14 protein-coding genes are annotated in these 17,111 nt (G+C 68.3%); 7 read left to right on the top strand and 7 right to left on the bottom strand.

Features of this window, described 5'->3' with window-relative positions; translation table 11 throughout:
- Positions 1-14 precede the first annotated feature (14 nt).
- Entirely contained in the window at positions 15-215 is a 201-nt protein-coding gene (locus RM704_RS14275) for a hypothetical protein (protein WP_033530941.1), read from the bottom strand.
- A 423-nt stretch (positions 216-638) separates the two neighbouring features.
- Here RM704_RS14275 and RM704_RS14270 point away from each other — a divergent pair, with 423 nt between their 5' ends.
- The 7 genes from RM704_RS14270 to RM704_RS14240 all read left to right on the top strand — a co-directional run bounded on the left by RM704_RS14270 (position 639) and on the right by RM704_RS14240 (position 10,590).
- Positions 639-1,136 (top strand): hypothetical protein, encoded by a 498-nt coding sequence (locus RM704_RS14270; protein ID WP_157856786.1) that lies wholly within the window; start codon positions 639-641, stop codon positions 1,134-1,136.
- A gap of 243 nt (positions 1,137-1,379) precedes the next feature.
- The gene (locus RM704_RS14265) at positions 1,380-2,150 is read left to right on the top strand and encodes an IS5/IS1182 family transposase (RefSeq protein ID WP_033530943.1); all 771 of its coding nucleotides are present in this window, start codon (positions 1,380-1,382) and stop codon (positions 2,148-2,150) included.
- Positions 2,151-2,362: 212 nt separating this feature from the next.
- Positions 2,363-3,241 carry a P-loop NTPase family protein gene (locus tag RM704_RS14260; protein WP_157856787.1) on the top strand — a complete coding sequence of 293 codons (879 nt, stop codon included), beginning with the start codon at positions 2,363-2,365 and terminating at the stop codon, positions 3,239-3,241.
- A 7-nt stretch (positions 3,242-3,248) separates the two neighbouring features.
- The gene (locus RM704_RS14255) at positions 3,249-6,632 is read left to right on the top strand and encodes a hypothetical protein (RefSeq protein WP_033530945.1); all 3,384 of its coding nucleotides are present in this window, start codon (positions 3,249-3,251) and stop codon (positions 6,630-6,632) included.
- Between the two features lie 171 nt (positions 6,633-6,803).
- A complete protein-coding gene (locus RM704_RS14250) occupies positions 6,804-7,601 on the top strand; it encodes a hypothetical protein (protein WP_157856788.1) in 798 nt (265 codons plus the stop codon).
- A gap of 74 nt (positions 7,602-7,675) precedes the next feature.
- Positions 7,676-8,092 carry a hypothetical protein gene (locus RM704_RS14245; protein ID WP_157856789.1) on the top strand — a complete coding sequence of 139 codons (417 nt, stop codon included), beginning with the start codon at positions 7,676-7,678 and terminating at the stop codon, positions 8,090-8,092.
- Positions 8,089-10,590 carry an NACHT domain-containing protein gene (locus tag RM704_RS14240; RefSeq protein ID WP_157856790.1) on the top strand — a complete coding sequence of 834 codons (2,502 nt, stop codon included), beginning with the start codon at positions 8,089-8,091 and terminating at the stop codon, positions 10,588-10,590. The genes RM704_RS14245 and RM704_RS14240 overlap by 4 nt, the downstream gene beginning before the upstream one ends.
- Positions 10,591-10,691: 101 nt before the next feature.
- On the opposite strand, the gene RM704_RS14235 is transcribed toward RM704_RS14240, so the two are convergent.
- The 6 genes from RM704_RS14235 to RM704_RS14210 all read right to left on the bottom strand — a co-directional run bounded on the left by RM704_RS14235 (position 10,692) and on the right by RM704_RS14210 (position 17,105).
- Complete coding sequence (locus RM704_RS14235) at positions 10,692-11,090, bottom strand: hypothetical protein (RefSeq protein ID WP_078937398.1); 399 nt, start codon at positions 11,088-11,090, stop codon at positions 10,692-10,694.
- Between the two features lie 472 nt (positions 11,091-11,562).
- On the bottom strand, positions 11,563-12,684 hold the full coding sequence (locus RM704_RS14230; protein WP_033530948.1) for a DnaB-like helicase N-terminal domain-containing protein: 1,122 nt from the start codon (positions 12,682-12,684) through the stop codon (positions 11,563-11,565).
- The gene (locus RM704_RS14225; protein ID WP_033531108.1) at positions 12,684-13,955 is read right to left on the bottom strand and encodes a DNA cytosine methyltransferase; all 1,272 of its coding nucleotides are present in this window, start codon (positions 13,953-13,955) and stop codon (positions 12,684-12,686) included. The genes RM704_RS14230 and RM704_RS14225 overlap by 1 nt, the downstream gene beginning before the upstream one ends.
- Positions 13,956-13,960: 5 nt before the next feature.
- Entirely contained in the window at positions 13,961-14,167 is a 207-nt protein-coding gene (locus tag RM704_RS14220; RefSeq protein ID WP_033530949.1) for a hypothetical protein, read from the bottom strand.
- The gene (locus RM704_RS14215) at positions 14,164-14,760 is read right to left on the bottom strand and encodes a hypothetical protein (RefSeq protein ID WP_311590594.1); all 597 of its coding nucleotides are present in this window, start codon (positions 14,758-14,760) and stop codon (positions 14,164-14,166) included. Before RM704_RS14215 ends, RM704_RS14220 begins: the two co-directional genes overlap by 4 nt.
- 551 nt (positions 14,761-15,311) lie before the next feature.
- Positions 15,312-17,105 (bottom strand): type IV secretory system conjugative DNA transfer family protein, encoded by a 1,794-nt coding sequence (locus RM704_RS14210; RefSeq protein WP_033530951.1) that lies wholly within the window; start codon positions 17,103-17,105, stop codon positions 15,312-15,314.
- Positions 17,106-17,111 lie beyond the last annotated feature (6 nt).

The raw sequence follows: 17,111 nt of genomic DNA, 5'->3' as shown, positions 1-17,111 counted from the left end.
GTTCGTTTTATGTCCTATGGGGCGGAGGGTGGCTCTTCGTCCTGGTGACCAGGGGGCAGTCCATCGGAATTGCGGAAGCCACGCCAGGCGTGGCGTACCCGGGTGGCGGACTCGATCACGTCCGGGACCTGATCCAGAAGCCCCCGCACTGCGAGGAGCAGCACGGACAGTACGCCAGCGATGGCGAGAATGATGATGATGGCGGTGCCGTCCACCGGTCCTGACCTTCCCTCGGGACGGGCTGACTGTGGCCGGCTCAGTGCCGTCCAGGCCCGTAGTTGTTCTGACTCGACGTGACTTCAGGATCTGATCCGGGCGGCGGGGCAGCTAGGATTCGCGACTAGCTCGAAACTACTCAAGCTTATTCAGGACTTGGGGGCAGCATGGGGAGACGACTGACACCTCTTGATCCTCAGAACCCCCTGCATGCCTTCGCGCTCGAACTGCGACGGTTGCGAGACCATGCAGGGGTGGTAGGCACGCGCAAGCCAACATGTGACACCTGTGGGATCAACCGGACCACGTATTACGCATGGCTTCGTGGTCGTCAACTGCCCGGCCGGGACGCCCTCATATCAGTGGTGGAGCTCTGGGGTGGAAACGTCGATCACTGGCTCAGGCGACGGAGCGAAGTCGAAATGGCGCTCGTGCAGTCGGAGCCAACTTCCCCGTGGAACGCGCGGAGGAGCGAAGACGGTGCCGTCGGGGTGGAGGCTTCTGGAAGCTCCCCGGAAGAACCCATGTCACGCGGAGAATTGATCAACCGGATCTATCGGACCGTTTATGACGTCGAGCCCGTACGTGAACGAATGTGGATCGCCAAGGCGAGACTCACGGCTGCAATGCAGAGTCTGTTCGAATACGCTCGTTATCCTGAACTTTCCGACGTAGCGGAGCAGGGTAGCGAGCTGACAGAAGAGAACGTGAAGAGCATACTCGAGGGGGCCTTCAACGGAGATGATCGGCTTATCGAGAAGCTCGTTGCGCGCTTGGCGCACCTGGCGGGAGCACCACGTGATGCCAGAGCCGAAGAAATGAAGAAGAAGTGCCTCGAAAGGGTGGAGCAAGCCGATACCGAATCCTCCCTCTATCTGGAGACGATACGGCACAACGAGCGGGCGACATCGGTCGAGTAGCCAACCGTCGACGCTTCGAGTCGTCCGATCCGGCTCCTGCACCGCGTCGCGGGCTGTCCCGTCTCCCGCGCGGCCACGCTGAAAGACCTCACTGAGTCTAGAGTTGGAGTAGGGCCTGCAGAGCTGTCTCTGCCTGTTGCGGCACCACCCCATTGACGCAACCTCCAACTACGTAGCCGCCTGCCTGAACCGCATGGGCCTAAAGCGTGTTCCAAAAGGCCGTGATCAGGGCATTTCCCTTGTATGGCTGGGGTGTTGAGGGTCGATCCGTTGTGGGTCGAGACGTTCACGGGCCTGCGGATGCGGCAGTTCGAAGGCTTGTTACGGGTGGTGCGGGAGCGGGGCGGCAACGGTCCTGGCGGCGGGCGGCCGTGGTGCCTGCCGTTGGCAGACCGGGTTCTGCTGGTGGCGGTCTACTACCGCACCAACCTGACCATGCGACAGCTCGCGCCGCTGTTCGCCGTCTCGCCGGCGACGGTGTGCCGGGTCATCCAGCGGCTGCGGCCGCTCCTCGCCCTTGAGCCGATTTCCCGGCCCGCCGACCCTACGGACCGGCTGTGGATCGTGGACGGCACCTTGATTCCGGTCCGCGACCGGAAGATCGGCGCCTCGAGCCGCAACTACCGGTTCTCGGCAAATGTGCAGGTCATCATCGATGCCGACACCAGGCTGGTCGTGGCCACCGCCCGGCCGGCCCCGGGCAACCGGGCCGATGCCCAGGTCTGGCGGAACTCCGGTCTTGCCCGGCACTGCGACGGCGTCACGGTGCTGGGCGACGGCGCCTACATCAACACAGGCCTGGTCGTCCCGCACCGAAAACGGCCCGGCCGGCCACTCCTCGCGGGTGAGGAGGAAGACAACGCCGAGCATCGTCGGGTCCGTGCCCGCGTCGAGCATGCCTTCGCCCGGATGAAGAACTACAAGATCCTGCGTGACTGCCGCCAGCGCGGCGACGGCCTCCACCATGCGGTCCAAGCCGTCGCCCACATGCACAACCTCGCCTTGACAGCATGATCACAGCAGCAGAAGCCCCGGCTTGACCTGCCCGAACACGACCTTCTGCAACACGTTTTAGACTCGTCGAGACGATGTATCAGGATCTTCTGTGCGGGATCCATTGACGCGTGGGCACGGAGCTCCGAGGGATGTGGGGGAGGCCCGGCACGTTGGGTAAGCGGTGGGGCCGTCCACGGCGACAGCAGTCGCTGCCCCTAGAGGGCATGCCTATGGCGACCGGTGCCCGATCTGTGGTGGCGGCGGGGGACATCGGTCTGGTCGTCACGGGCGACGGCAATCAGTTCCAGCTCGTCGCCTCCCCACAGCGAGTCGCGACGTCCAACTACCGCTACCAAGTGGAGTCCCTGGCCGCCGCCGAGTTTCGCGGACGGTCTCAAGAACTGGCACTGATGGCGGAGTTCTGCACCACGCGGGAAGATGCCGATAGCGCCGAGGGTGCGTACTGGAGGTGGCTCGCCCCCGCATGGGCCGGAAAGACGGCTCTCATGGCCCAGTTCGTAATGGAGCCCCCTACCGGGGTCGACGTCGTGTCCTTCTTCATCACATCGCGCTTGAACCGGCAAAACGACCGTGACGCCTACTGCGAGGTGGTCCACCGGCAGTTCTACGCACTGCTGGGTGAGGAGGAACCAGCGGTCACCGAGCACACGCGCGAGGAGAGCCTGCTCTCCGCGATGGACCGGGCGGCAGCCCTGTGTGAGAGCCGCGGCAGACGACTGGTGCTCATCGTCGACGGTCTGGACGAGGACTGCGGGGTGCTGGCGGGCCCCGGAAGCCACAGCGTCGCCGCGCTACTGCCGCGCTCGCCCAGGCACGGAATGCGGGTGATGGTAGCCGGGCGGCCGCATCCTCCCATCCCGGACGATGTGCACCCCGCGCACCCGCTGAGAAGTGCTGCCATCGACCGATGGCTGGGACCGTCGCCGTATGCGGAAGTCGTGCGATGGGAGGCGGAGGACAGTCTCATGCGGATGCTGCAGGCCGGCGGTCTCGCACGGCAACTGCTGGGGCTGGTGACGGCGGCCGGTGGCGGCCTGACGGCGGCGGACCTCGCCCGCCTGGGCAGACACTCGTCCCCGGTTGGTTGAAAGGGAATTGAGCACCGTTACCGGGCGGGTCTTCCGCGTCCGCACGCCGCACTGGTCCTCCCAGGACGCCGGTGCGTCCGCTTCCGGTGTCTACGTACTGGCCCATGAGGAGATCCGGCGCAGCGCGGTCGAACTGCTCACCGAAGAGGAGCTGGCGGCGAACCGCGAGCGTCTGCATGAGTGGGCGGACAACTTCCAAGCGCGGCGCTGGCCGCCCCACACACCGGAGTATCTACTCCGCGGCTACGGCCAACTGCTGCGCGCACAGGGTGATACGCGACGTCTTGTTCGACTGGCCGGTGACGCTCACCGTCACACGCGGCTGTGGCAGCGGTCCGGTTCCGATCTGGATGGGCTGGCCGAGCTGTCCGCGGCGTTCGAGGCCCTTGTCGCCGGGGGCGGCGGGGATCCTGCCGATGTTGCTGATGCATTCGTGCTCGCCGTGAGGCGCGACGCCCTGCTTTCGCGCAGCGAGAGTCTCCCGGACGCCTTGATCGCGGTGTGGGCGGGCCTGGGGCGGGTCCGGCGCGCTATCAGCCTGGCTCGAGCCCGGCAGAGTGAAGTGGCCTGTCTGAGAGCCCTCGTGGAAGTAGTCCGGGTGCTGGTCGCGAACGGTGAGCTGCAGCGTGCGACGGAAGTGGCCGACGAGGCAGCCCAACTGGCCGATGCTGTAGTCGGACAGGGGCGTACGGAAGCCGCGACGTATGCGGTGGTCATGCTGGCCGTAGTCGGTTCCACGAACCGGGCGTACAACATGGCGTGTGCGCAGGTGCCCCAGCAAGGGCAGAACGAGGTGCTGGCGTCAGCGGCCACAGCCGCCCTGTACGCGGGGCAGCGCGGTACGGCGGAGATACTCGCTCGTTCGGCCGCCGCCTCGCTTCCCGACGCAGTGCCGGTCATAGCGGCGCAGGCCATGATGCTGGACAGCGACTGTCCGCAGGCTGTGGCGGTCATCCGGACGGTAGGTAACCGCGGCCTGCGGGCTGAGTTGCTGGCAAACGCCGCCTCGGCGATGGTCGAGGACGGGCATACCGATGCGCCCGTCGTGGCCGAGGAAGCCCTCGCCGAAGCCCTCGCGGAGGGAGGAGAGCGTGCCCTGGTCCCAGCTGCTCTCGCCCTCGCTTACGCCGGTGAACCGAGTCGGGCAGGCGAGATCTGCCGATCGCTGTCCGACCCGTACAAGCGAATGACATCCCTGGCTCGCGTCGCAGCGTTGCTGGTCACCTCCGGCGAGGTCGGCGAAGCAGCGGACCTGGCCCACGAGGCCGCAGCCCTCGCGGATGAGGTGACCGCGGACAACCAGCGCGCCGACGGTCTCACGATGGCCGCACTCGCTCTGGCTCTGGCCCAACAGTACAAGTCGGCTGTCGAATTGCTGGCTCCCCTTACGGCGACAGCGGCACGGGAAGAGGCTGCGGCGGACATGGTGAGGGGACTGGCAGAGATGTCGGACGATCTCGAGTGGGCCACTGAACTGGCCCACAGCTTGAGCTCTCCCCGCAGCCGGAGCCGGGCGTTGGCGTACCTGGCGGCCGCCCACCTCGCGGCCGGAGACCGTGCGCGGGCACAGGTCCTGTCGCAGGAAGCCTCGGACGCGACCCGGGGGAACACCGGATGGGGCGACGTCCATCACGTCGCCGAACTGGCCGTGGTCCTTGCCCGGGCGGGCGCTCCCGGCCTTGCCGTTGAGGCCGCCCGGAAGATTGACGAGCCGGACGGGCAGGCCATGGCTCTCAGGAAAGCGGCCGTCGGCGCGGCAGTTTCCGACAAGCCTGACCAGGGCGCGGACATCGCCCGCGCGATCGAGGATCCCTGGCGCCGGGCACAAGCGCTCGGCTGGGTGGCAGCGGCGGCGGCCCGGGGTGGTTCCATGGGCGTGGCGGCCAGCCTGATCCAGGAGATGCGAGAGATCGAGAGCGGTCTACCGCCAGTGAGCCTCGTGTCAAGCGATCACCGCGTAGCGGCCCTTGCCGCACTTGCCAAGGCTTTCGCCAAGGACGGGCAGGACGACGCGGCGGACGCCGTGGCCGACACCGTTGAGCAGAACTGGACCCGGGCGGAGGTCCTCGCGGCCATCGCGGGAGGTCTCGCCGAGCGTGGGGAGGATGACAAAGCACTCTCTCTTGTGGGCCACTTGGCGACGTTTCCACGTGCTGCGCGCCTTGCCGCGCCGATCGCCACCGTATGGGCGAAAGCCGGATCAACTTCCCGCGCACTGGCTGCCCTTGATCTCCTGCCACGGGCGGCTGACCAGGCGGAGGCACTGGCGTTGACCGCGAAGTCCCTGGCTAGGGCGGACGGCATCGTACGGAACGCGGTCCTGGCCCGTCATGCCCACGCCTTGGCCGACGTTCTGATCAGCCCGGATTGGACCGACCACGCGCTGTTGGAACAGGTGGGACTGCTGCTCCGCCATGGCCACACCGGTCTCGCCGCTGCCCTTAGCCAGCACATCGCAGACCCTGGGCGACGTTCGGAGCGTGGCGCTTTGTGTGGCAGTGCCGCTGGATTGACGGCGGATTCCGGCAACACCCCGGACGACGAGGACATGACCGCTGAGGCGGCTTTCCTTGCAGAGCAGAGCACGAATGAGCAAGATCACTGGCAGGACCTCGCCTCCGTTGTGGCTGCTTTGGCCTGGACTGACCAGCACGACCGGGCCTGGTCTCTGCTCAGCGCGCTGCCGGATGACAGTCCCAGCAGGGATGAGGCCGCTGCCGCGTTGGCCGAGGCTCTTGCGGCTTTTGGGCATTACGCGGTAGGTCGCGAACTGGCATGGAGCCTGCCGCAAGGGCTCCAGCGCGAGCGGGTGCTTGATGAAGTCGCCTGCTGGGCCGCTCGGCGCGGAGACTTCCTCATGGCCATCGACCTGTGCGCCGGGGAACACCCCGTTGAGCAGCGCAAGTTCCCTCTGCTCAACGTCGTGGACCTCGCGGCGGCGAAGCGACAGTACGCTGAAGCCGCTCTTGCCGCCCGCGCCCTCTGGGACCCCGCGGACCAGGTGCGCGCACTGTGCGCCATCGGGGCGACCGCCCATGGACACGGCGCCCAACACCGCGCCGACGAGTTCACCAACGAGGCTGGTGCCTTGCTGACAGCCACTTTGGAGTTGACGGAAGACTGGACGGAACGCCAGCGAGGCCGACTTCGGGCCGCCGCGGCCGAAGGATGGGGGGACTGCCCCGCAGGCCGTGAAGCCGCAGTCGAAGCACTGAGTCTTGCCCCGTGGAGCACCTGTTTGGAGGGGGTCCGCCGGACAGTGTCCCAGGCTCTGCCAGCCGTACTGGGGCCGCTGCTACAAGAGAGGGAGCACCCAGCATCGCAGAGCGGGCCCACACCGAGCGCTCGACGCTTCAATGACCAATCCACACCGATGAGATGGACCGGCTGAGACCGCACCACGATGGCAGGTGTGACCTGCTGGCCTTCGACCACGCACATGAGTTGATCGAGACTGGAAGCCGCTCACGGCGCAGGCCCTACGCTGGCCGAGCGTACGCACAGTCAGCCTTTTTGCTACCGGCGTACGGGGGCCGTACAACAGATAGGGAGAGATGTGGTCGTGTCGGAGTCGAACTCTGTCCCGGCGGTACCCCCTTCGGTTGGGGCGTCGGGCGAGCGGGCAATCGCAGTCGGCGGTGACGTAGAGATTGCCGTGACTGGCGATAACAACATCATCCATCACTATCTGATTTTCGGTGGTGGAGGCGGCCCGGCGGGTTCGATGCCTACGGACGAGGAGACCCGGGGCGTTCCCGCCGCCAAGGTGAAGGTCGTAGTCCCTGTGCTGGTCGGCCTGGTCAACTGGGTTGGGCAGGCTGTCTCGGTGCATCCCGGTCGGCGCCTTGTGCAGTCCTACGTGGAACAGGCACTGCACCAGGTTGATGCTCAGGGGCTGGTGGCCTACGGAGAGGAACAGGACAGCGGCGAGAACCTGCTTTTGTTCACCGGGGCAGCGGACATGCGCACGGTGGGAGCCTTCCTGCTGTCCGAACTGGATCGCATGATGGCTGCGGACTGGGCCAACGCCACGCGCAAGGCTGGCTATCTCCTGCCGCAGTTGCGGCTTGTCCTGCATGCAGGATTCGGTGAATACGACGGCTCCCGCATCTCCAGTCCGTCCTTCGTGAAAACCATCCGAGCTCATGCCGAGACAACAGCCCTGCACGATGCGTATGCGGGAGATGCTGTCGGTGTGGTGGCTCTGGTGACGAACGAGGCCTATGACGCCGAGATCTACGAAGACCACTGCGGGAGTGGCCAGCGCTGGATTCCGTTCTCCCAGTCCGTAGCCGGGGCGAGCCCGCTGGGCTTCTGGGCACGTGGTGCACTGGGCGCCGCGGCATCCGCAGCAGACTGAAAACGCACGCGCCCCGTACTTCACCGTCCTTCGGTTAGGGTGCCGCAAGACAAGGACGAGCAGGAGGGGTTGTCGTGATGACCGGCTGGCGCAGGGGCGTGGTGTGGGCAGTGGCAGCAGCAGCCGGCCTCACTTGTGCAGGAGTGACGCTGTTGCTGTGGTTGAAGGATCTCAGCACGGCGGGCATCGCGGCGGGCCTGGCCGCCGATACCGTCACACTTGTCATGACGGTGTTCGCCGTGCGCGCTCTGGTGCTCCAATCCGCCCAAACCACCAGCCAGGCCACCGCGTCGGGAGCGGGGTCCATCGCCGCCGGCGGCAGTATCGGCAGGGCCGTGACGGGCAGCAACAATCAGCGCACCGGGGGTATCCCAACTCCTGCGCCTGGATCGCCAGCACCGGGTGGCCGGGCGGAAGCATCCGGTACCAAGTCGGTGGCCGCGGGAGGCTCCATCGGAGAGGCAGTCACGGGCGACGGCAACAGCACATGACTGTCGCCTGGTGGCAGCGCCTCAGCATCAGGCGGCACAACAAAGCGCCTCACCGCGCAAGGCCCGTTGTGCCCGGCATGGTGTCGGCTCCGGGTGACGGAGCGATTGCCATCGGCGGCTCCGCCGAAACCGTCGTAGGTGGCCACGGCAACACCGTTGTCGTGCTCCAGGCCGGGACCGGTGAACGAGTCGTGGGCGCGGCCTCCTTGGACGACCTTGACGCCAGCTGCAGGATCCGCATGGTGGAACGCTGGCACGCGGCTGGCGTATCGGCCGCGGTCGCGGCCGAACTCGCCGACACTCCTCAGGTGGGAGCCTTGCTGGATGCGGTGACTGCATTGCCGGAACACGGAGTGGTGGTCCTGGAGGGCGCGTTCGGGGCGGGCAAGTCGCTCGCCGCTGAACGCCAGCACCAGCGTGACATCGCTGCCGCACGCGCTGACGCGCAAGCCCCCATTCCTGTCCGTCTTGCCGCGCAAGACGTCCAGGGCAGCCTGATCGACGCGGCCACCCGCGCCGCAGCCGTCCTCGGGGATCCCGCCGTGCGTGGGGTACGGCTGATCGTGGACGGGCTGGAAGAGCCCGGGCCGATCCGCGGCAAGGAACTGCTGGACCAGGCATGCAGTTGGACGCTTTCCCCTGCAGGTGCGCGGTGGCACATCCTGGCCACGGCCCGTCCCGGTCTGGAGGTGGACGAGAAGCTGCGCAGGCCGATGCCGGAGTTGTCGGCAGACGAAGCGGCCGCGCTGATGGACCGGCTCGGCGGTAACGGCACTGCGGTCCACAGCCAATCCGGCATGGTGCGCAGCGTGCTGCGCCAGCCGTTGTTCGTCATCATCGCCGCCCAGATCCAGCGTGATCATGAGCGTCTGCCGAACAGCCCGGTGGCCTTCCTGGACGCGTTGGTCACCCGGGCTCTGCGCGATGTCGAAAGCGTCAAGGAAGAACGCGCCGAGCGGCTGCTGCGGCGACTCGCCGCGGTGTGTGTCAGCGCGGGAGGAGTTGGGGCGACTGCGGATGTGGGCAGCCCCGGCGAAGTACAAGTGCTGCTGGAGACCCGGCTGGTGGTGCGCCGCGGAGACCGTCATCTGGCCTTCGCTCTGCCCGTGCTCGAACAGTACTTCGCCGGTCAGGCATTGCTGGCCAACGGAGTGCTGACGGACGTGGTGCAGAGCGTGGAGCTGCTGGACCGCTGGCGCTACGGGCTGGCGATGGCAATTGCCTCCTCTGGCTGGGAGTCAGCCCGTACAGTGCTGGATCCGCTGCTGCGTGCCCATCCCGGCGTCGTGGCCTGGGCGGTCCACGAGGCCATCCCGCAGGCTGAGTTCGAGGAGGAGGGTCCTTGGCCGGATCTGCCGGCGGACGTGGTAAGCCAGCGCCTACAAGAGACCCTCGATGCCTGGCAGGCAGCGCTCAGCCCAGCAGGGGACCGCATCTTTTTCTCCATGGGGAGGAACGGCCCGGTCACCGTCGATGCGTTCCTTGAGGGAAATAGGCTGGGCCTGCACATCCTGCGGCGCGACGGTGACCACACCCCAGGGCTCGCAATCCCCGCTGCCCACCGGTGGACAGAACCGCGGGGTGTGCGCCCCGTGACGGCGCTATTCGGAGCCGCCGCCGTGGAGTATGCCGCCTGGCCCTGGCAGAAGACGCTGAAGCTGGTTGCCTCACGCCTGCACACCATGTGTGCACGCAAGGACTTCGACCTGGCCGACTGCGACGCCTACACCAAGGAGCGCCTGTGGCTGGCGGCCGCGGATCTCATGAGACTACCCTCTCGTCGTTTCACCCCGCTGCGCGCTGAAGACGTACACCAGCTACTGCACCATCACCTCTACGGCGAGCCGGGGAGTCTGCCGGTGAGGAGCGGCTTCGGCACACGGTTCACCGGTTATCAGGCGGAGCTGCTGCGCATTGAGGAGGAACTCGCCAGGGGCCGCTGGGCTGACGCCGACGGCCTGCTGCACTCCCCGTATGCCGTTCCCGACCAAGAACTCATCCGCCCGAGGTACTGGGTCTGGGACGCTTACAGCCCAGAGCAGCTCAGGCTGCGCACCGAGCAAGTCCTCACCGCCGCAGTAGAGATCTACACTGCACTCGTCGACACGTGGTTCCCTCACCTCAAGCCCGTCCTCGGCCTGGCCAGCGCCGTCCCCACCGCACTGATCGGCGACCTGTACACGGCTCCGCCCGGCGGCAAAGACGCGTACGAGCCGCCCGGCTTGAGGCTTTCCCTCTACCCCTCACCCAGCAGCTCGGTCACCGTCCGGCTCGTCCCGTCAAAGGACGCCCTGTACGAACCCGTGCCTGCAACCGCACGCGGATCCCGTCCGACGAGGTCCCCCTGGGCGCGCCCGAGTACGCCGGTCCTGAGCGAACCGGAGATCTTCGGCGACGCCCCCGCGACCGACTACGCCTACGCCTGGCTCCACGAAGACCTCCACCGCCTCCACCTCACCGAGCGTGGGCCGCGAACCATACGCACGGGTCTCCCATAGAGCACTGTGCATCGTGAAGTTGCTGGTCACGGGTCTGGTGTGCGCGGGCTTCGTGTTGTTCGTGCTGGTCGTGGGTGGATGACTTCGGTGAAGATCGTCGGTCACCGGGACACTTCGCGGTTCGTGAGGGGGAGCAGGGCCCTGACCAGGGCGGTCGCCAAGATGGCGTCGGTGCGGACTTTGCCGAGCACGCGCCAGTTCTTGAGGTGGGCGAAGCCAAGCGGTGCCCGCCCCACGGCCAGTGCGGTGTTCGACAGCTTCTGTCCTCGTGTCAGGGGCCGGTTGCGGGCGGCCTTGTAACCGGTGATCACTACGGGGCCGGTGTCGGGGCCGCTGTCGTCGAGCCCGACGAAGCCCAGGTTGGCGATCGCCCCGAGACTGGCCGCCCACAGCTTGACGGTGAGCTGGTCGTGTCGACAGGCGATGATCTCCGAGGTCTGTCCGGGCCGGGCCGCCGAGCCCCAGAGCAGTCGGCCGCGATCGTCCGTGAGCCCGATCAAGAGCGGGCCATGGCATTTGCTCTTGCCGGAGTAGTTTTTCCGGTTCTCTTTGCCGGAGCGCCGGCGGTCCGGATCAGCGTGCCGCCCAGCAGCACCATCCCGCCCCCCTTGCGGGCGATCTTCCTTTCCTCGTCGATGGCTTCCTGCAGGCCGGGGGGATCTCGGCGGTGATGCCCTCGGCGTGCAGGGCATGGGTGGCCTTGTGGGCCAGTGCGGCTCCTCGCGGTCGATCCGGGCCGGGACCATGGTGCGCTCGTCGGGGGAGTCGAAGCCGTGCGCGGTCAGGAGGGCCTGGGCGGTGCGGTAGCGACTGCCGGTCAGGCGTGCGGGCGGTTGGGTGGGCGGGAGGGACGTCGAGGAAGACCCGGGCGTCGAGGCGGACGGGGGCGTCGGGAGGAATACCGGGCATAAAAGGCGGGCTCGTTTCTGGTCCGGGCCCGGCCGAGGGACGGCCGGGCCCGACGGCGGAGGGTCATCGGTGGGCGCGCGGGCTGGGTAGGGCGGGCTGGGGCGGTGGCCCGGTCGCGCGGGGCGGTTGCCCGCGGAGTGCCGGCATGCTTCCCGCGGGAGCGGGCGGGGTCGCGGTGGCGCGCATCCAGCGGGTGCGCAGGGCGTTGAGGTCGGCGAGGGCGCGACGGCTGCCGGTGATGAGCTGATGGGGGGTGTTGGCGGGGTCGTCGGTGTAGGCGGTGATCCGTGCGGCGACTGTCTGGGCGCGGGCGAGAAGGGCGCGTTTGACGATCTTCTCGCCCCAGTACTCGGGGGAGCCAGCGGGCGTGGAGACCAGCACCATCACGTCCTTGGGGGCGAGGGAGCCGGTGAGAAGACCGCGGTGCTGGGCCTCACCGAGGACGGTGACCGGGTCGACCATGTCGCCGCGGTGGACCAGCGCCGTGATGGACTGCCAGAGCGCGGCGTGTAGCGGCAGCAGGAAGTCCGCCTCGGTCAGCCACCGCATCTGCTGGACCTCTGCCGGATAGGCGGTGGCGGTCGCCAACAGGAGGCGCTCTTCGTCGAGGTCCTCCTCGCCGGCCTGCCGCGGGACATCCGCGGGGAGTGCTGTGCGGGGGAAGGAGCCGGGGTGCGGGGCGAACTGTTCGGCAAGGGCGTCCAGGACGCGGCAGATGTCGTCAGCCATGCCGAGTGTCGCGGCGGCCGGGTTGGGCAGGCCCGGGTCGGTAGCGGTGGACGCGAGGCGCTCGGCGTGCCCGCGCAGGACCCGGCGGGCGTTGTCGGCGCGGATCATCCTGGCGTACGCCGCAGCGTGCTTCGGCTGCGGGCAGAACTGGATCAGGCTGTGAATGTAGGAGGCGCTCAGGCCGGGAGCGTGCGGACGCGCGTGCTCCAGCACGGCGTTGAGCCAGGCAGTGTCCTTTGCGTGGTCGGCGGGGTCGGGCGGCGGGAGGGTGCGGATCGCGGTGAACAGCGCGGCATGGGTGTGGCTGTCGAAGTGGTGGGCGATCAGAGGCTCGGTGTCGGCCAGACGGGCAGGTTCGAGGAGAAGGGCGCCGAGCAGGGCCTGCTCGGCATAGTGGACCGGCCTCGGCGCCGGCGCGAGGTCGTTGTCCTCGTCGGGTTCGGGGGTGTGGGTCATCAGGCGGCGAGGGTGAAGTCGTCGGGGTTGAAGGGCTTGTTGAGGTTCGGGGCGAGTAGGTGTGCTGCCAAGCGCGGGGGGACAGCGTTGCCGATCTGCGAGAACGTTTGGCCTTTGTTGCCCTGCCACGGATAGTCGGCGGGGAAGCTCTGGAGCACGCCCGCTTCCTGTGCGGTGATCTTGATCGGGGCTGGCACCGGTCGGTGCTCGCCGTCCGGCATGTCGGAGGCGGTGTCGGCGACCCAGGTGCACTCGTTGGCCCGGTGGCCGAAGAACAGCGTGCCCGCGGGCTCGTCGGCGCGGCGCACGGTCGCGTTGGACTGGTTGTTGCTGCGCAGTGACCATGACCAGTGGTGCGCCTCGGCGGTGAACGTGGGGGCCGGAGCATCTGCGGGGCGGTTCTCGCGGGCACCGTGCCGGGCGGCCCAGCCGGAGCCCTCCCGGCGGGAGGCCAGGACGATCTCGGAGTCGGGATGTGGTGTCCAGGCGCCGCGGGCGCGGGCGTCGGTCAGGGTCTTACGTGAGCCGGAGGGGAAGGGCTCGGGGCCGCCTCCCGGTCCGCCGCCGGCGCAAACGGTGGGCACGGGCCGGTCAGTGGCGCCCCAGCCCAGGGCCTCGGCCATGGAGACCCACTGGTCACGGCCGGGTCCGAACAGCGACTCCGGCTCGGCGGCCGTCGCGTGGGTGGGCGGCGGGGGTTGGGCGGTGCGTACGCGGGAGGCGAGCAAGATCGCTCGCTTCCGGGTTTGCGGGACGCCGTAGTCGGCGGCATTGAGGATGCCAGTCCAGACGGAGAATCCCCAGGTCCGCAGGATGGCCGCGTACTGCCGCCACAGCGGCAGGACGTCGGGGACTTCCTCCATGACCACCCACTCGGGCTCGCCCGCGCTGTTGAGGGCGTGCAGATAGCGCATGGGTTCGGCCGTGAGGAGAGACCGTTCGTCCGCGCACGCGCCGAGCAGCTGCTCACGGGTGTCGCGGCCGGCGGCGAGGTCGGAGACGGCCTGGTGGACGAGCGGCTGGTCGACAAGACCGAGGCGCTTGCCCGCCATGCTCCATGCCTGACAGGGAGGGGAGGCGATCAGCCCGAGGATCCGGCCGGAGAAGATCCACGCCGGATAGCGGGCCACATCGGTCCGGATCGTCAACTGCCCGGCATGCGCGCGGGTTTTGCAGGCCCACTCGTCCCATTCCAGGCCGATGTCTCGGGCGCCGAGGACGGTGAGGGCGTGGCTCCAGCCGCCGGGGCCGGCGAACAGGTCGAGGATGATCCGCTTCAAGAAGCCATCCCGAAGTCGTCCTGCACCGGCTCGACTTCACCCCGGCAGGTCCAGGGCGAACAGGTGTCGACCACGCCGTACTCCATCTCCTGGACCGCGACGGCCCGGTTGCCGCTGTGCAGCAGGCTGGAGAGTGCGTCGTGGTGGCGGGTGTATGCGGTGCCGAGGGCCAGCAGGCGTTCAGGGGCGTCGTAAGGCGTCATCGGCGTGCTCCCTGCGCCACGGCGGCCTTGGGCGCAGTGGCCGCTGCGGTCGTCAGCGCGGCTCGGTGACGCGGCTGCGTCAGGGCCCGGTGCCCGTCCTCGGTGACGGTGATCTTCTGGCCGTGGTACAGCGAGGTGCTGGTGTCGGCGGTGACGAGTCCGCGTTTGGCCAGAGCCCGGTAGGTGGCGATGGAGACGCGGGTGCTGCCGTCGGTGGCGACGCGGGTGACGCCCAGCCCGCGTTGTGAACTCTCATACAGCCGTCCGCCTCCCAGGAGGGACTTGAGGGCGTCGTACTGGGCGGCGGTGAGTGCAAGGCCGGTCGTCTGCTGTGCGGATGCTGCCGTGTGATCTTGCATGGATGCCAGGTCTTCGGTGATGCCGTGGGCGAGGTAGTGGCATCCAGTCGCGCTCAGGTCGAGCTGGTGGGCGGCATCGTCGAGGTGCCCGGTCATACGCGGAATGGCCTCGGCGTGCCGTGCGGTGCGCACCGCCTCGTCGTCGGCCACGTAGCCAGAGAACTGCGCGCCCTCGTACGGGTTGGCGAACAGCGCGTTGGCGATGTCGTTGCCGGCGAGCGAAGAAGCGGACACGACCGAGGCCAGCAGCTCCAGGCCGGCGCGGCTGCCGGCGGTATTGGTGTACGTGCTGTTGTCGAGGGCAGTCAGGCGCAGCAGGGCGGTGGCCGTGAGGTTCTGTGCCTTGAGCAGGAGAGGGCTGATGCGGTGCAGCGCGTCCGTGCCGGGGGTGTAGGAGACGTCGCGTAGGCGTGCGCGGAGGACTTCGAAGTCTCGGGCCAGTTGACGGAGCTGGCGGACTTGTTCATTCAGGTCGAGCGGGGGCGTGGAGATGGGATGGCTCCTGGGGACGGCGATTCAGCGGCTTCGGGTGGTTGCCTGCGTGGCGGTGGGGATCGGACGGGGCGTCGTGCCGAGGGCGGCGGTGCCTGGCCCTGTCGGGGGTAGCCCGATGACGGAGGCGAGGGCCGTGATGCCTGCTGGGTGAGGCGCACGCGGTCCTGTGGCGGGCCGCCGATGTAGGCACCGAGAGCCGAGTTCGGGGTCCGTTCGGCAAGGCCCTTCGACTCCAGGGCCCGCAATGGGCGCCTCCGTGGGCGAGTTGAGTGGGAGGAGAGGCGCGCGGACTATGCGGCGGTGCCGAAGTCGGTCTGCTTCGGGGCGGCCTTGGCGACGGCGCGATCGGTGATGCCCTTGGACGCGCGGGCGGAGGCGGCGGAAAGTTCGCGGGCGCCGGGCTCGAGATACCAGGGGCGCAGGTCGAGCATGGCGGCGCGCATGCCGGTGGCGAACGCGAGCGCGGTGCCCTTGGGCAGGGCGCGGATGGCGTCGGCGGCCAGGATGCGTTCCTGTCGCATGCTGACGGACGTGGACTTGCCGGACTCGGAGGTCGAGGTGGAGGTGGTCTCGACGTCGTGATCGCCGATCAGACGGCTGAGCTTGTCGGCGAAGTCCGGGTCGTCGATTCCGGACCCGATGACCTTGATCGTGGAGGCGCTCCACATGGCGTCCATGCCGGCGTCGCCCCAGACTTTCTGGCCTTGGCGGTAGCTCTGCAGGATCGTGATGGGGATGATCCCGCGGCTGCCGAGGTGGGAGTACAGATCTGGCAGGTCCGAGATCTTGCAGACGTTTGCGGCCTCGTCGAGGATCGCCAACATCGGCGGGTCGAGGCGTCCGCCGGCGCGTTCGGCCTGGGCGGTTGCGGCCCGCATGACCGAGTCCGCGCACGCGGCGATGAGGGCCGAGGCGCCGCCACCGCCGTCCTTCGACAGCAGATAGAGCGTGTCCTTCGAGGTGACGAACTCGCGCGGCTTGAACTCCGCCACGTCCTTCTGCGGCGTCACCCATGCTGCGATCTCGCTGTTGAGCAGGGCGGCGGCGTACTGGCGGGCGGTCTCGTAGATTCCGTCGCGGGTCTCTGGCGGGCCCTCCACGGTGCCCTTCAGTTGCGCGGCGACGGCGGCGAACTGGTGGTCGCGCAGAATGTCCAGAGGGGTCCGGTCGGCGGGGAAGGCCAGCCACTGCATTACGTCGGTGATCGGCCGCTCGGCGAGGGCTGCGGCCAGGAACAGTTGCGAGAGGATGTTGGATCCCGCCTTGGACCAGAAGTCGCCCTGCTGGGAGGCGTCGACGCTGGCGGCGAGGAAGTGGCCGGCGAGCCTGCCGGCGCCGTCGAGGGTCTTGGCGTCGGACAAGGGGTTCCACCACATGGCCCGTTCGGCGTGGGCGATCTGCTGCGGGTCCATCGACCAGGTCCGGCCGACGGCCGCCCGCGCGTCGAGCGTGGTCGTGTAGGCGTCGCCTGCGGCCTTGTTGGAAGTGAGCAGGACCGGGCCGGGCGCGTTGAGGATGGAGGGGATCGCCAGCGAGGTGGTCTTGCCGGAGCGTGGTGCCATGATCGCGACGGCGACGTCCTCGTACCCCATGCGCACTTCGTGCTTCGTGCCCTGGAGGTTGCCGAGCAGGATGCCGGTGTCGGCCGGAGTGAGGCGCTTGGCGTCCTTCAGACTCGGGCGCAATGATCTTGCCTTGGCGGTGATGGCCTTGGACATCAGCGGCTCGATGTCCCGCTGCTTGGCCATCCCGGCGACGCGCTTCCTGCGTCCGCCGCCATCCGTGTGCCGCTTGTACAGCACGGCGGCCGTGATCCCGAGTGCGAGTAGCACGGTGCCGGGCAGGATGCGGGTGCCCAGCAGCAGGGACGTTTCGCCGAGGCGGGGCCACAGCTGGTCGGGATGGAGCAGGGCCTGCACGGGCTGATAGGGCGCGCGGGGGCCGGTGTCGGTGGTCCAGGCGGTGAGGTTGCCGCCCAGCCACGCCAGGTTCGTCAGGGGGACGGCGATGGCGAGGACGACGCCCAGGACGCGGAAGGCTATGTCGTAGCCGTCGGTGGACGAGGTGGTGGAGGGCTGGGGCAAGGGCTG

The sequence above is a fragment of the Streptomyces gottesmaniae genome (assembly GCF_031845845.1).
In the GTDB taxonomy this organism is placed as follows: Bacteria; Actinomycetota; Actinomycetes; order Streptomycetales; family Streptomycetaceae; genus Streptomyces; species Streptomyces akebiae.
This window is presented reverse-complemented; position numbering and strand designations above follow the sequence as displayed.